The sequence below is a fragment of the Rossellomorea aquimaris genome (assembly GCF_020171925.1).
In the GTDB taxonomy this organism is placed as follows: Bacteria; Bacillota; Bacilli; order Bacillales; family Bacillaceae_B; genus Rossellomorea; species Rossellomorea aquimaris_F.
Window position 1 is genome coordinate 558,458 of the sequence record NZ_JAIVAR010000003.1, and the last position, 16,073, is coordinate 574,530.

17 protein-coding genes are annotated in these 16,073 nt (G+C 44.4%); 5 read left to right on the forward strand and 12 right to left on the reverse strand.

The window, feature by feature from the left end:
- Positions 1-228 precede the first annotated feature (228 nt).
- Complete coding sequence (speD, locus tag LCM10_RS14080; protein ID WP_224876898.1) at positions 229-618, forward strand: adenosylmethionine decarboxylase; 390 nt, start codon at positions 229-231, stop codon at positions 616-618.
- A gap of 82 nt (positions 619-700) precedes the next feature.
- Here speD and rlmD read toward each other — a convergent pair whose 3' ends face one another.
- On the reverse strand, positions 701-2,074 hold the full coding sequence (gene rlmD / locus LCM10_RS14085) for a 23S rRNA (uracil(1939)-C(5))-methyltransferase RlmD (RefSeq protein ID WP_224876986.1): 1,374 nt from the start codon (positions 2,072-2,074) through the stop codon (positions 701-703).
- 194 nt (positions 2,075-2,268) lie between these two features.
- Here rlmD and LCM10_RS14090 point away from each other — a divergent pair, with 194 nt between their 5' ends.
- Positions 2,269-2,709 carry a hypothetical protein gene (locus tag LCM10_RS14090; protein ID WP_224876899.1) on the forward strand — a complete coding sequence of 147 codons (441 nt, stop codon included), beginning with the start codon at positions 2,269-2,271 and terminating at the stop codon, positions 2,707-2,709.
- A gap of 16 nt (positions 2,710-2,725) precedes the next feature.
- Entirely contained in the window at positions 2,726-3,379 is a 654-nt protein-coding gene (locus LCM10_RS14095; RefSeq protein WP_224876900.1) for a CPBP family intramembrane glutamic endopeptidase, read from the forward strand.
- A gap of 195 nt (positions 3,380-3,574) precedes the next feature.
- Here LCM10_RS14095 and LCM10_RS14100 read toward each other — a convergent pair whose 3' ends face one another.
- Positions 3,575-3,943, reverse strand: coding sequence for a hypothetical protein (locus tag LCM10_RS14100; RefSeq protein ID WP_224876901.1), 369 nt, complete (start codon positions 3,941-3,943; stop codon positions 3,575-3,577).
- Entirely contained in the window at positions 3,943-4,248 is a 306-nt protein-coding gene (locus tag LCM10_RS14105) for an antibiotic biosynthesis monooxygenase family protein (protein WP_224876902.1), read from the reverse strand. The genes LCM10_RS14100 and LCM10_RS14105 overlap by 1 nt, the downstream gene beginning before the upstream one ends.
- A gap of 220 nt (positions 4,249-4,468) precedes the next feature.
- Between LCM10_RS14105 and LCM10_RS14110 the strand changes: the two genes are divergently transcribed.
- A complete protein-coding gene (locus LCM10_RS14110) occupies positions 4,469-4,819 on the forward strand; it encodes a hypothetical protein (protein WP_224876903.1) in 351 nt (116 codons plus the stop codon).
- Positions 4,820-5,518: 699 nt separating this feature from the next.
- Here the strand turns inward: LCM10_RS14110 and LCM10_RS14115 are convergent.
- The 6 genes from LCM10_RS14115 to LCM10_RS14140 all read right to left on the reverse strand — a co-directional run bounded on the left by LCM10_RS14115 (position 5,519) and on the right by LCM10_RS14140 (position 10,049).
- Positions 5,519-6,433, reverse strand: coding sequence for a diacylglycerol kinase (locus tag LCM10_RS14115; protein ID WP_224876904.1), 915 nt, complete (start codon positions 6,431-6,433; stop codon positions 5,519-5,521).
- Between the two features lie 354 nt (positions 6,434-6,787).
- Positions 6,788-7,585: an arylamine N-acetyltransferase gene (locus LCM10_RS14120; protein WP_224876905.1), complete on the reverse strand. Its 798-nt coding sequence runs from the start codon at positions 7,583-7,585 to the stop codon at positions 6,788-6,790.
- A 297-nt stretch (positions 7,586-7,882) separates the two neighbouring features.
- Positions 7,883-8,263, reverse strand: coding sequence for a helix-turn-helix domain-containing protein (locus LCM10_RS14125; RefSeq protein WP_224876906.1), 381 nt, complete (start codon positions 8,261-8,263; stop codon positions 7,883-7,885).
- Between the two features lie 289 nt (positions 8,264-8,552).
- Positions 8,553-9,119: a thioredoxin family protein gene (locus LCM10_RS14130; RefSeq protein ID WP_224876907.1), complete on the reverse strand. Its 567-nt coding sequence runs from the start codon at positions 9,117-9,119 to the stop codon at positions 8,553-8,555.
- Between the two features lie 350 nt (positions 9,120-9,469).
- Positions 9,470-9,655: a hypothetical protein gene (locus LCM10_RS14135; RefSeq protein WP_224876908.1), complete on the reverse strand. Its 186-nt coding sequence runs from the start codon at positions 9,653-9,655 to the stop codon at positions 9,470-9,472.
- Positions 9,621-10,049 (reverse strand): DUF4257 domain-containing protein, encoded by a 429-nt coding sequence (locus LCM10_RS14140; RefSeq protein ID WP_224876909.1) that lies wholly within the window; start codon positions 10,047-10,049, stop codon positions 9,621-9,623. Before LCM10_RS14140 ends, LCM10_RS14135 begins: the two co-directional genes overlap by 35 nt.
- 101 nt (positions 10,050-10,150) lie before the next feature.
- Between LCM10_RS14140 and LCM10_RS14145 the strand changes: the two genes are divergently transcribed.
- Complete coding sequence (locus LCM10_RS14145) at positions 10,151-10,303, forward strand: hypothetical protein (RefSeq protein WP_224876910.1); 153 nt, start codon at positions 10,151-10,153, stop codon at positions 10,301-10,303.
- A 929-nt stretch (positions 10,304-11,232) separates the two neighbouring features.
- Here the strand turns inward: LCM10_RS14145 and LCM10_RS14150 are convergent.
- From LCM10_RS14150 to gatA, 3 genes are all read right to left on the reverse strand, one after another.
- Positions 11,233-12,846 carry a M4 family metallopeptidase gene (locus LCM10_RS14150; protein ID WP_412103406.1) on the reverse strand — a complete coding sequence of 538 codons (1,614 nt, stop codon included), beginning with the start codon at positions 12,844-12,846 and terminating at the stop codon, positions 11,233-11,235.
- A gap of 319 nt (positions 12,847-13,165) precedes the next feature.
- Entirely contained in the window at positions 13,166-14,596 is a 1,431-nt protein-coding gene (gene gatB, locus LCM10_RS14155) for an Asp-tRNA(Asn)/Glu-tRNA(Gln) amidotransferase subunit GatB (RefSeq protein WP_224876912.1), read from the reverse strand.
- A gap of 12 nt (positions 14,597-14,608) precedes the next feature.
- A complete protein-coding gene (gatA, locus tag LCM10_RS14160; protein WP_224876913.1) occupies positions 14,609-16,069 on the reverse strand; it encodes an Asp-tRNA(Asn)/Glu-tRNA(Gln) amidotransferase subunit GatA in 1,461 nt (486 codons plus the stop codon).
- Between the last annotated feature and the right edge of the window lie 4 nt (positions 16,070-16,073).

Below are 16,073 nucleotides of genomic sequence, written 5' to 3' on the forward strand. Positions count from 1 at the left end.
ATTCATGAATTTCTACTACTACTTCATTCTATTTCTATCAAGCTTCATCCGTTCTCCCAACCCTCTCTACTATTAAAAAAATAGACAATCATCCTAAGAGATTCATCCCTATGGGCGGACGTCATCATAATCAAACGATGGATTTTTACTAGATTTCGATCTTTTATCAAACCAATCGGGGAGTTTGTACATATCTTAAAGTAAACGCTTATAGAAAGGAGCAGGAGATTGGAGTACAGTACATTCGGAAGGCATATCATTGTAGATTTGTGGGGAGTCGACTTCGACAGACTCAATGATGTGGCCTTTCTTGAAAAGCATATGCATGAAGCTGCGAAGGCCAGTGGTGCAACGGTCCTCTCGGTCGATTATCATCGGTTCGACCCTCATGGCGTCACGGCGTTCGTCATCCTTTCGGAAAGCCACCTCTCCATCCATACGTATCCGGAAAAAGGTTTTGCCGCACTTGATGGGTACACATGTGGTCATACGGTCGATCCCTTGAAAGCAATAAACTACCTTATTTCTGTATTGGAACCAGATCGAGTAAATTCAGTGAAAGTGGTGCGGGGGCAAGGTGGATTGACGATCAACAAATTGTCGTTATCGGATGACTGATCCATCCCTTCCTTCTATCATCAGAGTCCGGTTTCTATTTTCCGAATAAAAAAAAGAGAGGCGCCATGCCTCTCTGCTTTCGTTACTTCAGCTCTATTTTCGCCACTGCCTCGCAGTGCATCGTTTGCGGGAACATATCGACAGGTTGGATCTCGGCCGTTTTGTAACCACCGTCTTCGAGTATGCGGAGATCGCGGGCCAAGGTCGCAGGGTTGCATGATACATAGACGACTTTTTTTGGCTTCATCGCCAGGATCGTATTGAGAAGGGCTTCATCGCACCCTTTTCTCGGCGGGTCGACGACAAGGACATCGGCACTGATTCCCTCTTCGTACCATTTTGGGATGACGACTTCAGCAGGTCCGGCTTCAAACTCGACATTATCCATCATGTTCAGACGTGCATTCTTTTTCGCATCCTCAATGGCTTGGGGAACGATTTCAACCCCATACACCTTCTTGGCTTTTTGAGCAAGGAAAAGGGAGATGGTACCGATCCCGCAATAGGCATCGATCACTGTTTCTTCCCCCTTCAAGTCAGCATATTCCAACGCTTTCTCGTATAAAACTTTCGTTTGTTCAGGGTTGACCTGATAGAAAGAGCGTGCGGAAATCGCAAACTTCACATCCCCGATCATATCGTGGATGACTTCTTCCCCCCAAAGCACATTGGTCACATCACCCATGATCACATTGGTCTTCTTGCCGTTCACATTGTGGACGATGGATTTGAGGCCATCGATGTTGCTGACAAGTTGATCAATGATTTCACTTTTATGCGGCAGCTCCTTCGTCCTCGTGACCAGTACGACCATGACTTCACCTGTCGTATACGCAGTCCTCGTCATGATATGGCGCAAAGTCCCCTTGTGCTTCTTTTCATCATACGGACGGATCCCCAGCTTTTCACATATATCCTTCACTTGCTGGATGACTTCATCATTCTTTTCATATTGGATGATGCATTTGTCCATGTCGATGATTTCGTGGCTTCGCTTCTGATAGAATCCGGCCACAAACCGACCATCCTTCTCACCAACGGGCACCTGCGCTTTATTCCGGTACCTCCACGGTTCTTCCATACCAAGCACTTTATGGATTGCGACATCTTGAAGCTTTCCGATCCGCTGCATCACATCGCGGACGTTCTTTTCTTTCGCGAGCAACTGCCCTTCATAGGTCATATGCTGAATCTGGCAGCCACCGCATTCCTTGTAAATCGGACATGGGGGCTCCTGGCGATGGGGGCTTTCCATCGTACGTTCCACCAACCGGCCAAAGCCATAGCCCTTGCTTGGCTTGACGACTTTTACCTTTCCTTCTTCCCCCGGCAGCGCATTCGGGACAAACAGCGGATAACCGTCTACCTTTGTCACCCCATTGCCATCATGGGTCAGATCCTCGAAATAGGCATTCTCTATATAATCATTCTTTTGAACAGGCGCTTTTTTACTCATCATGATCTTCCTTTTCTGCTTCCTAATTAAGACTCTACTGATTGTACCATAAACAGGGAACGATGTTGAATCACCTCAATGTACAGCTTTTCTTTACCACGTAAAAAAGATTCTTTATCTTTCCAAAATTTTATGGATAATTATAGGTATAAAGACATATTTTAGAAAGCTCGATATTCGAGGAGGTGATGGTTATGTTTGAACACTTAGGAATGTCGTTTGTCTGGCTTTTACTGGCATACACCTTGGTCACGGTTGTCGCAATCATTCATATGTATATCTTTCATCATGTTTACGGGGTGCCGAATGCCAAACAGGCAGGTACAAGTTATCTCAAGTCCCCTGCTTATGTAAAGACGATCCCCTATCAGGCACTCTATAATGTCGTCTTGTTTCCGGTTTTCCTATGGCTGTATGTCAGCTCAATCGAGACCACCGACATTCATGGATTGATGTTCGACACGGTCGTTCAGTGGACGGTCATATCGATCATTCTCGATTACGTAGGATGGGTTTTGATTCCTCACCCTTTTAAATTTACACACAAGGAATTTTATGTGGATTACCAGCCGTGGATCACGTTGATCTACCTTGCCATTTTCATTAGCCATTATATTGTAGGATTCTTTATTTAAAGCGGGGTGAAGACTCATGAATCATCCATACAAACAGCTGGATGAGAAACGTCCCCTTCTTGAAATGGGGATCCTGGTCGTTTTGATGGTGATTGTGGCGATTTTCTTTCCAGCCTTCAAAGGGGCAGCGGCCATCCTTCCAATCATCTATGTGTTCATTGAAAGGAGAGTCCGTAATCGCTCACTATCAAGCATCGGATTCAAGAGGGAACAGATCGGAGCATCGCTTAAAAAGAAGTGGCAATGGGTCCTGATCGTCGGAGTGGTGTTTCAGTTAGGGTACTTCTTCCTCTTAAAGCAATTTGTTCCGGAAGTATTCGGACATATTCACGAAAGAGTATCCATCCTTGATTCATTCGATACCAAATTGATTTTCAGCATCCTCATTCTAGCCCTGGGTGAAGAAATCGTCTTCAGGGGATTGATACAAAATAGACTGAACTGGGTCATGAACCCTCTTCTTTCGATCTCGCTGACATCCATCCTATTTACGATCATGCACATTTCAAGTGGACCGCCCGGCATCGTCATCCCGGACCTTATCACGATTTTTCTTGATAGTTTAGTATTCGGCTATCTTTACTATAAGTCTGGGAATCTTTATTTATCTTGGATCGCGCATGCTTTAGCCAATGTAACCGCAGCTTTTTTAATGTTTCAATTCCTATGATAAAAAACTGGATGAGCAGGCGCTCACCCAGTTTTTTTGTTGGATTCATTTCCTTTTGTTCATCATCAGGGTATTCATTACTTGAATTTGGAACCAAAATTCATCCTTTGAGTGAACGATCCACCATTCAACCAGCTCCTATAAAAATAGAAAACACCGAAACCATTCCGTTTTCGATGTTTATCCCGCTTTCGTTTATCGAAGTTGTGATGCCAGGTCGTTCTCGCGTATGGCGCCGATCCCTGCTTGCAGATACTGTTTAAACGCTTCTGCCTGTTGCAACTCACTCTCATCCAACGCTTCCACGATGCATACGAAATTATCAATCAGATGATCGGATTTCATCCCCCTGCTGATCAACACATTATTCAGCCACAGCGCATAATCAACGAACACTTTCTCATCACGCGCGGCGTCAGTCGTCTGAAGATAATTGAAATGATGGACATTATCTTCATAGCATTTCTGCCTTCCCCCCTCACCGAACCGTTCAAGTAGCTCAGGGTAACGCTCATACAGCTTTGTTACTGCACGGTCAATCACCGCACTATACTTATTCTCCATCAGTAGGCCACCACCTTATACTTATCAATCGACGGGATGATCGAAGCAAGCTCCTGGTCTGGGTACTTCTTCTCCAAATCATGAATCCGCTTATAGTCATCGCTCTGGATCCAAGTCATGAAATGCGCCTTCGTATCCCACTCCATGTGAACCGTGATCTCCCCTGGCTTCTTTTCATTTTGAAGCAGCAGGAAACGTTGAAATCCTTCCGCCCGGTCGACTAACCCGGAACGGGAATGATAGATTGCTATCACCTCATCCGCTTTCTCATCCGGGACAACAAATGTTGAATGCACAATATACATATGACCACTCCTCCACAGGCATTAGGTTCCGACATGCTTTTCCCCACTTTAACACAACGCCAGGCTCATGGAAACTATCCTCCGTGACTATTTATGGAAGCTCCATGTTATTGCTTGAAAAGAATCGTGGGATGTTGCTAGTATAGAAAGATATTTTAGGAGAGAAGAGATATAGCGCTCCCCTCTCTTAAAATAACAACTAAAAAAGAAGGTAGATCTTATGGAACCTGACATCTTAGTAAATTTGATCCTTGTAGGAAATGTATTCCTCGGCGTCCTATTCACACTTAAATCACGCCGATGGTGGCTTCCTTACATCCTGATGGGGATCACCTTTTTAACGTTGACCTTTGGATTTGGACTATCACTCGTCATGAACAAACAATCGATCCTGTCTTATTTATTCGTATTCGTGGTGGGGCAGCTCATCTGGGCATTTGCATTCGTCATCGTTGCCCACATCCTCTCATTCATTGTCAGATTGGTACCATTCCGCCATAAACAGCAAATCGGCTGGGGATTTTTGATCGGGTTCCCGCTGGCATTTTTAGTATTTTTATTGATTAGATAGTATTTGTAGGTAGACTGCCTCCCGAGCTGGATGTTCGGGGGGTGGTTTTTTTGTGGGGATTTTTAGGGGGAGATGGCGCCATTTAGGGATAGTTGGATTGTTGGAGGTTTTTTAAAATTTGTGGTGTATTAGGAGGGTTGGGGTTGGGTGGATTTTTGTTCGCTTTATGGTGGAGTACGGTTTGTTTTGGGGAGTTGGGTGTGAGGTTTGATTGTTTGAGGAGGTTGTGATGAAATCTGGTCCGTTTGTTACGGTTCGTTGTGAAATCCGGTTCGATTTGGGGTGCACACGTTTCATCCGATGCAGTTTCTCCTGCCGTTCGGTTCGTTTGGAATGGAATCATGTCCAATCGGAATGTCTCCACGTTGAAGTTCAGTTGATTACACTGTTTCTGCGGATAAGATCGTGACGAATCACACCCCTGGAAACACTACCGCATCCCATTTGAAAATAATCTTTTAGTATTTGGCTATAATCTTCTAGTTTCATGGAAGAATCTTTTAATTTTGTTAAGAAATCTTTCAGTTTCACATGATAATCTTTCAATAATGAAGATCATTCCGTCACTTACATAAATTTTCCAACACCCGAGCCTCCAAGCAACAACCGCAAGTCCGTTCCCCCCACCTCACCAGATTCCAAAACCAACCCTCCCCAACAAAAAAAAGAACGCCGGCATCACCGGCATTCCTTTTCTCATTAAAGCGCCTTATCCTCAGGGCGGATCTTGTCCAGAGGGACGAAGACATCAAGGTGGCGGTATAAGTTTTCGAATTCAGCAGGAAGGACGCCGCCGAGTTCGCCGTCGACGTTCAGCTGCACCTTTTCCTTTGCTTGGATCTTGATGCGGTTCGCTTGTGTGTAAATGACGTTCGGATCCTTTACGTGTTCACCGCGGACGGCTAGTGAGGCAATCCGGATGAATTCAGCCAGATTCGTCTTTTTCAAGATCAAGAGGGAAAATAGCCCGTCATTGATCGATGCATCCGGCGCAAGCTTCTCGAAGCCCCCGACTGAGTTGGTGAGTCCGATCAAGAATAGCATCGCTTCACCTTCGAAGAGTTTTCCATCATATTCGATCGTCACATCCGTCGGCTTGATCGAAGGGAGCATTTCAATCCCTTTTAAATAGTAGGCTAGCTGTCCGATCATCGTTTTCAGTTTGCTCGGTACTTCATAGGTCAGCTCAGTGATCCTGCCCCCACCGGCAATATTGATGAAATAACGGTCATTCATGCGCCCGATATCGACAGGAAGGGTATCACCTTTCGTGATGATATCGATTGCCTGTCCAATGTCCCTCGGGATGTGAAGGGCCCTGGCGAAGTCATTGGTCGTTCCCATCGGCACGATACCCAGCTTCGGACGATATTCCTGTTCAGCGAGGCCATTGACCACTTCATTAAGTGTCCCGTCTCCGCCTGCAGCGACGACGATATCGTATTTACGTTCCACCGCGATCCTGGCTGCTTCCGTGGCATCGCCTTCACAGATCGTGGCATGAACACTTGTTTCATAACCTGCTTGTTCCAATTTAATTAAAACTTCGGCAAGGTGCTTTTTAAAGAGCTCGCGGCCAGAAGTCGGATTATAGATAATTCTTGCGCGTTTCATACCCCATCATCCTAATCTTTTATTTAAGTTCCTCGATCTCGGAGTTTGTGTGTAAGTTCCATCTTTTAACATCATATTAAATAAAGCCATCACTTGCAATAAAGTGCCATTAATGAAAATACGCCTCTTAGTAACTACCGCTCCATATCATAACTCTTTTCCGAAAAAAAATCTAATAAAATTACAGGAAATAATAGAAGGTTTTATGACTTTTTTCATAGCAACGGATCAGTCAGGACCCCAACCATCATCCTGATTTAGTTTATTATTCATAGTGCACCTTTAGAGTAGTCCTTAAGAAGTGTTTGATTTCATAAAAAAAACCATCCAGAATGAACAGTCATTCAAGATGGCTCATGAAAATAGCTTGATGTTCCGGTTCTCCAGGAAATGCAGGGAATCCTGAAGGGAACTTCCGTCAAAGTGGTAAACCTCCTGGATCATGTCTCTCCATTTGTCGAGGTCCCTCATTTGATATTCCCGTATATTTCGGTACGTCATCACCTTCAAAGTATGGTTACGAAGGAAAAAGCATTGATTCCCCTGGAAACGCACGGCCGTGATTCTTCTCATTGTGATATTGTCGTCCGTGTCCTGATAGGATGCTTCAATATCCTTTATCAAATCTTCTTCCTCGAGAGGTACCCACTCGATGATTTTCTTCACGAAAGATTTACCGTTTGAACGGCGATCCACTTCAAACTCATACTGATCCCTGTGAGTGAAGATGATCTCTTCACCAAAGCCGTGCAGCACATGTTTATGCCTCGCCTCAAGTTCAACGGGTTTCATGATCGGTGATCCGTAGCCGACATCCACATACAGCTTTCGATCATCGATAGTGATCATCAACCCAAGGTGACCCGGTTTGACCCTCACAAACTGGCACTGGAATCCCAATTCCTTGAGAAGTCTGCCGAAATTGATGTTCAGCGTAAAGCATGTACCGCCCCACCCTTTTGAATAGAGGTGGTCGGTGAAGTCCTCAAGCGACGGGACATAGGAATCCCCTTTGGAGAAATAATAAAATTTACTGAAGGTTTCATAAGGAATCCGAATAAGATGCTGTTGAATCAATCGCTGCAAATAATTGATCGTAGGCTGCTCGACGTCCATATTCAAGTAATTCACATACTTTTCCACAACGCTCATCCCATCACTCTTTCTACTAAACTATGTATATAATGATAATCCCACAAACCTATAGATTCAAACGTTATCTTCCATAAGAGCATGAATTCACCAGCAAAAAACCGATGAAATCCCCTACTCCCATCATAAACCAAAACCCGCCCCAGCCACGTTACGTTTTCATGTCAACTTCCAAACACTTTAGTGCAGTGAGGGACGTACCTTTAGCGTGATAAAGCGTATTTTGATGGGAGGCAATCCTTTTTTAAGACAAGAAAAAAAGGCCAATCAAAGATGGCCTGTACATTAATCGGTGATTTAGTTTTTCACTCCAGCTGCGATGCGTTTAACATTCTCTTCTGCTGTTTTGGTCAGGTCTGGAGTAAAACCATTTCTCATTCGCTCATTTTCTTCTTTGAAGTAGGCTTGTACCTCTTCATCGAATTCAACCTCGATAAGTTCACGAATATCCGTGATTCGAAGAGCGATCATAATAGAAACAAGGTGAGCAACGGTTAGTGACTTTTTCTTGAAATTCACTAATTCATTGATCGTCGCTACCCGCAACCCCGTTAAGCGATGCAAATCACCTTGAGTTAATCCTCTATCACGAAGGATATCTCCCAATTTAATGTGAATTTTATGGGGGAATTTATCCAGTGATTCAATGACAATCGCATTTGTTTTTTGATGAATCATGTTGCTTCAACTCCTCATCCTATACCATAGTACCGTGAATATCGTCATTCGTGAACCGGGAAAAAGTACCAGTAGGAAGGGCACTTTCTACTAGCCTTACCATAAAAGGAAACGTTTGTCTTCACAAAAAACTACATCATATTACCTGATTATTGGTATTGTGCCGGTATAAGAGGACGGAGAGTTTAAGGAACCGTGCTGGAGACCTGAGTAGATTTTATATGGAAGGAACAGTAACTTTTTTGCAGGAACTAAAAAAAGCCCAAGGATTCACCCCGGGCCTTCCATCTTACATCAATACTTCCTGCACGAGCGTCGTTTTAAGGCTTTCATACACCTCTGCCCATATTTCCTTATCGCTCGTGTATCGACGGGTCAAACGTTCGATCATTTCTTTTTGCTTATCACCGAAGCCTTCATAGTCTTTCGGCGGTAACTTCGCACGCTCATCATCGACGATTTTCTTTACCATCGGGGCACGCGGCCCCCACACGAACTTCTCTTCCCCATTCTCATCGATGAAAATGAAGATCGGGATCGCCCTTGAAACCCCGTTTGTCAGATATTGATCCATGAGCTCCAAATGTTCATCGCGAAGAATCATCTTCACTTCGATATCAGCTGCTTCAGCAATTTTCAACAGGATCGGGATGTTCAGCATCGCATCCCCGCACCAATCCTCCGTGATTGCAATCACACGCAAAGATTGTTTCGCAATTGAATCCATGACCTCTTGATCATCTTCAGGAATCTCGAATCCATTTAAGATGGACAATGTATTTTCTTTATGTGATTTCATATATTCAAAGTATTCGGTTGGTGTCATTCCTTTATCGAACCAGTTTACTAAAGCCATGCTTACTCCTCCTATGGATGTAGATCCTTCATATGCTTACTTATTTCTCTTATATCTTATTCATCTTGTAACCATACCACAAGTAATATCCATTTCATTTTCATCATAAATTTCAATTGTGCGATTATGCCTGGAGGAATATAATAGAAGAAAGCAACGTGATTGATGGGTAAAAACTTCTTCCAGGGAACATAAAAAAAGAATAGCCGAATGGCTATCCGAAGAGATGTCCAGCGGGGAAATGGGTGATAGCGCAAATCGTCCTTATGAATGAACCAACCATCATACCGTACACTCACAAAAAAAGCTGACTCAAAAGTCAGTTTAATCCCTTACATCTTTGATCAGGATTACTCTTCAATTGAACCATCTTCAAAATATCTGGAATTCTCTATTATCTCTGCCACTTTTTTGTAGTAGTAGTTCAGCTCGATTACACTCTCTGCCTCCTTCAGTCTTTTCATATAGAGATTCGCTTTCTCATACTCTTCAGGCGGCAGTTCAACCTTGATTCTTCTTTTCTTCGACTTTGCCAACAGGTTTCACCTCATTGTGATTTGAAGATCCTCCCTTAGAGGTCAATTCGAGCTGATATTGTGATAGCTCTTCGATATAGGATGCTTTCGTGCTAGCCAGGTTTTGTTCGATTTTTCTTGTAATGACGGAACTTCCCCCGATGCCCGATAATAAACTGATGTAAACCGTATACCACATCGGAATCGTGTCAATGACTGGAAGTACAGAGAGATATCCTGCAAGGACGCCTATGATAATATCCTTCGTTGAGCCGAATAGATAATGCTTCTCACCTTGGTCATCAATGAACTTACGAGGAAAGGTGAAATGACCATTTTTGAAAATCAAAATATGTCCTAAGCCCCCGATACCGCCCATCAACATTGGCAACAAGATCACTTCTAATAAGGACATTCTATCCACCCTCTGGAATCATTTACTATTATTATACATTATTTACAGAATATTCAGAATAGATATTTGGACACATCTTTGTCCACCAAAGGAGAGCCGAAATGAGAAAAATCGTGATGAAAGTCTCGTCTGTCGACAAACTTCGATTTCAAAACTATATGATGCAGCTGAAAAACGCCGAGTCAAAAGCCGAAGCCGATACCTATTACCGTTTGGCAAAAAAGATCTTGGAGAAGGGCCGGAAGCAGGCATAGAAGAGGTTGGTGGTAGTGGGATAGGGTTGGTTGGTTGGTTGGTTGTGCCTGGTAGTAGGGTGGGGCCAGAATGTGTTGAGTCGGATCTTTCGTGGTTTAATTGAATATGAGTTTCGGGTGCCAAGTCGGTTGTGCTTGGTTTTTATTTTTGTCTGGTGGATTTTTGCCGTGTTTTGTTGGGCTAGTTGTATTTTGGTGACGGTTGTGGCCGGTCGGCGATTGCGGTGATGCTTAGATGGAGAGAGGTGATGGCTTATTTAGAATCATTCTTATAGGAGCATATTTTTGTGATTAGGAGCATATATCTCTAGTTTGGAGCATAAATTCCTGATTAGGAGCATATATCTCTGATTTGGAGCATAAATCCCTGATTAGGAGCATATTTCTCTGATTTGGAGCATAAATCCCTGATTAGGAGCATATATCTCTGATTTGGAGTATCCCCCTTGATTAAAAGCAAACATCTCTCATTTGGAGTATTAATCCCCCTGATCAAAAGCAAATTCCTCTCACTTGAAGCATTAATCCCCCTGATCAAAAGCACATATCTCTCACTTGGAGCATAAATCCCCCTGATCAAAAGCACATTTCTCTCATTCGGAGCATAACCCCCTGATCAAAAGCACATATCTCTCATCCGAAGCATAAATCCCCCAAAAATGAAGCATATCCCTACAATCAACCTAACCCCCACTCCCCCAATAATAAAGAATCATCAAAAACAGCCCTCTTTTTCACGCTAAACCCCCATCAAAACATCAACCCCTTCCAATTAACAGCACCCCATTCAGATGATTATCTCCACACGCCAACTCAACATCACACCTTCCCCTACACTAATCCTTCCTTCAACCACCACCCCTCCCTCCATCCTAAAACACAAAAAAGGAAGAGCCGAAGCCCTTCCCTTTCTACAAACTAAAGCAAAATCAGTTAACCCCAACAGCGTTGAATGCCGCGTTGGCACTTGCTACTTCAGCGCTTCCTGCACCGTAGAGGTCAGTTGCCGATTGGACGACAGCCGAACGAAGCTGGCTGAAGTTGGATGATGGAGTCAGGTATTGCGTCAGGGCACGGTAGTAGATGGCTCCAAGTTTAGTGGTTCCGATCCCTGTCACTTTGACTCCGTAATGTGTTCCTCCTTGGCTTAGTAGATAAGCCGCTTTGTTTCCGATTCCACTGTTGATATGGACACCGCCATTGTCACCTGTACCTGTATATCTTACAGAGTAGTGGTCCGGATCATTATATTTTGCCGGGTCAGACATGGAACGCAGGGCGTCACCGCTCACTCCCGGTGTATAGATATCTTCTCCGATTTCCCAGTCAGGATTGTTTCCAGTGTGGTACTCAAGCAATGTACCGAATACATCGGACATTGATTCATTGATGGCACCGGATTCGTTTTGATAGATTAGGTCCGCAGTTGTGTCCGTAACGGCATGGGTCAGTTCATGCGCGACAACGTCCAGTCCTCCGGATAATGGAACGAATGTCGATTCGTCACCATCACCGTAAACCATTTGCTGTCCATTCCAGAACGCATTGTTATAATTTCTTGCGTAGTGGACCGTCGATTTGAGTGCCCCGCCGTTTCCATCATAGCTGTTGCGGTTGTGGACGTTTTTGTAGTAATCATACGTTTGGCCGGCATACACATGGGCATCTACTGCGGCACCGTCATATGCAGCATTGAATTTATTGTCTGCATCCGCCCATAATGATCCCGGAAGGCGCTGGCGGTTTTTGGCATCATATGTGAATACTCCGCCGCCTCTTGTATTATCCTGTAAATAATACGTTGAGGATGATAGAGTCGTATTCAGTGATTTCGTATCACCTAATACACCTGTTCCAGTACCTACTGTGTTTGTTCCAGTGATTCCCTCACCGCCTGGTTTTCCACCTGCTTCATGGATTTCATTCAGCTTATCGAGCACGTTGCCGCTCTCGGCATCAATGAAATAATTCCAGTTGCCCGGCTTCGGATCAAGGAAATTGTAGTTTACTAGATATGCCTGACGCGCTTCTCCATCTTTTACATAGATGACTGATTTTGATTTAGGCGCGTATTCATAAGTAGGTTCACTGCCAAGTTCAGCAACGAGATCCTTTTCCCCTGCTGCCACTGCATCTTTCTTCGATACATTTTTAGAAGCTTTAAGGGACTGCTTCTCATCAAGATTCGGAACCGGAGCGCCGGATACCGCAGTCAGCACACCGTCTTGATTGACGTGAGCCGTCAATACTGCACCGTACACAGGAGTCCCTTTATACACTTGCTGGACGCGAAGGTATGTAAATCCAAGATCATCCTTTTTCTGTTCCACTATTTTAAACGAAAGTTTTGCGTCTCCCTTGAATTTGAATACATCTTGTTGTTGATTGAAATAGTCCAATACAACTTTCTCTGGCGCATCGGCAGAAGGCTTTGTCAGCTTCCCTGAGATAAATTGAGGAGCACCGATTTTTTCATTGAAGTTCACTTTCTGGCTCAAGTCAGGTGCACCCAATGCATCCGCTGAAAAGACCGGCCCCATCATCAAACCTGCTGTTAAACTTAACGCTACGACTTTCTTTTTCAATTACAACACCTCTTTTTTAAGAATTTTCTAACTTTTCCGAACTGTAGATACAACTATAGTACAAGATCTCACACGCGGTAATGAGTCTAAATACCCATTCCGAATCTTTTTCAACCCTGTGCTAAATTACCCATAAAAAATATACGAAAAAGCTCCATCCAAGGAAAACTTGAACTAAAAAGAGGTTGTTTTCTGAATTATCTGTTATTTACCAATAAAATACATACAAAAGGTACGTCCCTCACCGCGTTAAAGTGGTGAGGGACGTACCTTTGAATTAGCGTTTTTTGATTTCTTGTAGAAGCAGTTTGTTTACGAGCGGCGGGTTTGCCTGCCCTTTGGTTGCTTTCATGATTTGGCCGACCAGGAATCCGATCGCACGGTCTTTACCGTTTTTGAAGTCTTCGATTGATTGTGGATTGTTATCCAGTGTTTCCGTGACGATTTTCAGAAGTGCTCCTTCGTCAGAGATTTGAACAAGTCCTTTGTCTTTTACGATCTGTTCTGGATCTCCGCCGTTTTCAACGAGCTCCTTGAATACTTTCTTCGCGATCTTGGAAGAAATCGTTCCTTTTTCAATCAGCTGGATCATGCCGGCAAGACCTGAAGGCGTCAATTTAAGATCGTGAAGTTCTTTTTGCTGGGCGTTCATGTATGCCGATACTTCACCCATCAGCCAGTTGGAAGCGAGCTTCGCGTCTGCTCCCTCTCCTACCGTTTCTTCGAAGAAGTCGGACATTTCCTTCGTCAATGTCAGGACCATTGCATCGTATGCAGGCAGCCCCATTTCTTCGACATAGCGTTGTTTACGCGCATCCGGAAGTTCCGGGATTTCCGCACGAACACGGTCCATCCACTCTTGGTCGATGTGCAGGTGCAATAGATCCGGCTCTGGGAAGTAACGATAATCATCCGATCCTTCTTTGACACGCATGAGGATCGTCTTACCTGTCGATTCGTCGAAACGAAGTGTTTCCTGTTGGATCAATCCTCCTGATAAAAGGACTTTCTCCTGACGGACGATTTCGTATTCCAACCCTTTTTTAACGAAGTTGAAGGAGTTCAGGTTTTTAAGCTCGGCTTTCGTACCGAACTTCTCCTGTCCGATTGGACGAAGGGAGATATTCGCGTCACAACGAAGTGAACCTTCTTCCATCTTACAGTCGGAAACGCCTGTGTATTGAATGATGGATTTCAGTTTTTCAAGATATGCATACGCTTCTTCCGGCGTACGGATGTCCGGCTCTGAAACGATCTCGATCAAAGGCGTACCTTGGCGGTTATAGTCGACAAGGGAATAGCCGTCGCCTGAGTGAGTCAGCTTACCTGCATCCTCCTCGAGGTGAAGACGGGTGATCCCGATGCGTTTCTTCTCGCCGTTCACTTCGATTTCGATCCAGCCGTTCTCCCCGATCGGTTTGTCGAATTGAGAAATTTGATAAGCTTTCGGGTTATCCGGATAAAAGTAGTTCTTACGGTCAAATTTCGTGTCCTGTGCGATCTCACAGTTCAATGCCATCGCCGCTTTCATGCCGAACTCGATGGCACGCTTGTTCACCACTGGAAGTACGCCCGGATAGCCAAGGTCAATCACGTTTGTATTTGTGTTCGGTTCTGCCCCGAAATGGTTCGGTGCCGGAGAGAACATCTTACTGTCGGTTTTTAATTCTACGTGGACTTCTAGTCCGATTACTGGTTCAAAGTTCATTGATTTCACCCCTTACAGTTGTGGTCTTTTTGTATGGAAATCTGTAGCCTGCTCGAATGCATGTGCTACGCGGTAGATCGTACTTTCATCAAAGTGCTTCCCGATGATTTGCAGCCCCAGCGGCAATCCGTCTGAAGAGAAACCGTTCGGTACGGAGATTCCCGGCACACCTGCAAGATTGACAGGGATCGTCAGGATATCATTTGCATACATCGTAAGTGGGTCATCGATTTTTTCACCGATTTTGAACGCAGGAGTCGGTGTTGTCGGTCCAATGATGACGTCATATTTTTCAAATACATCTTCAAAATCTTTCTTGATCAATGTACGTGCCTGCTGTGCTTTTTTATAATAAGCATCATAATAGCCTGAGCTCAGTGCGAATGTACCAAGCATGATACGGCGCTTCACTTCGTCACCGAAACCTTCTGCACGCGTCTTCTTGTAAAGGTCAAGAAGATTGTCGGCATTCGGCGTGCGGTAACCGTAGCGGACACCGTCGAAACGTGCAAGGTTTGCAGACGCTTCAGAAGATGCCAATAAGTAGTACGTGGAAACCCCATATTTGGAATGTGGAAGTGACACTTCCTCCCAAGTCGCTCCGAGGCTCTCCAATACTTTAAGAGAAGCAAGGACGGATTGACGTGCTTCTTCTCCTACTCCTTCGCCAAGGTATTCCTTTGGCACGGCGATTTTCAGACCTTTGATGTCGCCAGTCAACGCTTCTGCATAGTTCGGTACTTCAACGTTTGCAGATGTGGAATCGTTCGGATCAAGACCTGCAATGGCCTGTAATAAATAAGCATTGTCTTCTACATTTCGCGTGATCGGCCCGATCTGATCAAGTGAAGATGCGAATGCCACAAGCCCGAAACGGGATACACGTCCGTAAGTCGGTTTCAAACCTACCGTACCCGTGAACGATGCCGGTTGACGGATCGATCCACCTGTATCGGAACCTAATGAAAATGGAACTTCACCGGCTGCAACCGCAGCAGCAGAACCACCTGAAGATCCTCCTGGGACCGTCTCCAGGTTCCAAGGGTTGCTTGTTTTCTGGAATCCGGAGTTCTCAGTGGATGACCCCATCGCGAACTCGTCCATATTCAATTTTCCGATTGTGATCGTATCTGCGTTATGTAATTTATTGACGACCGTTGCGTCATAGATTGGGTTGAAGTTTTCAAGGATCTTACTGGCGCAAGTCGTACGAAGACCTTTCGTGACGATATTATCCTTGATTCCGATCGGCATCCCGAAAAGAAGGCCTTTCGATTCATCCGTGCCAAGCTTCGCATCCATTTCCTTCGCTTTTGCACGTGCATTTTCCTCATCCAATGTAAGGAATGCTTTTACTTTATCTTCGACGGCATCGATACGCTTATATGATTCGTCGACAAGATCTGAGACAGATACTTCTTTTTTATGTAAAAGTTGATGAAGCTCTGATAATTTATGATCAAATAATGACATGAGT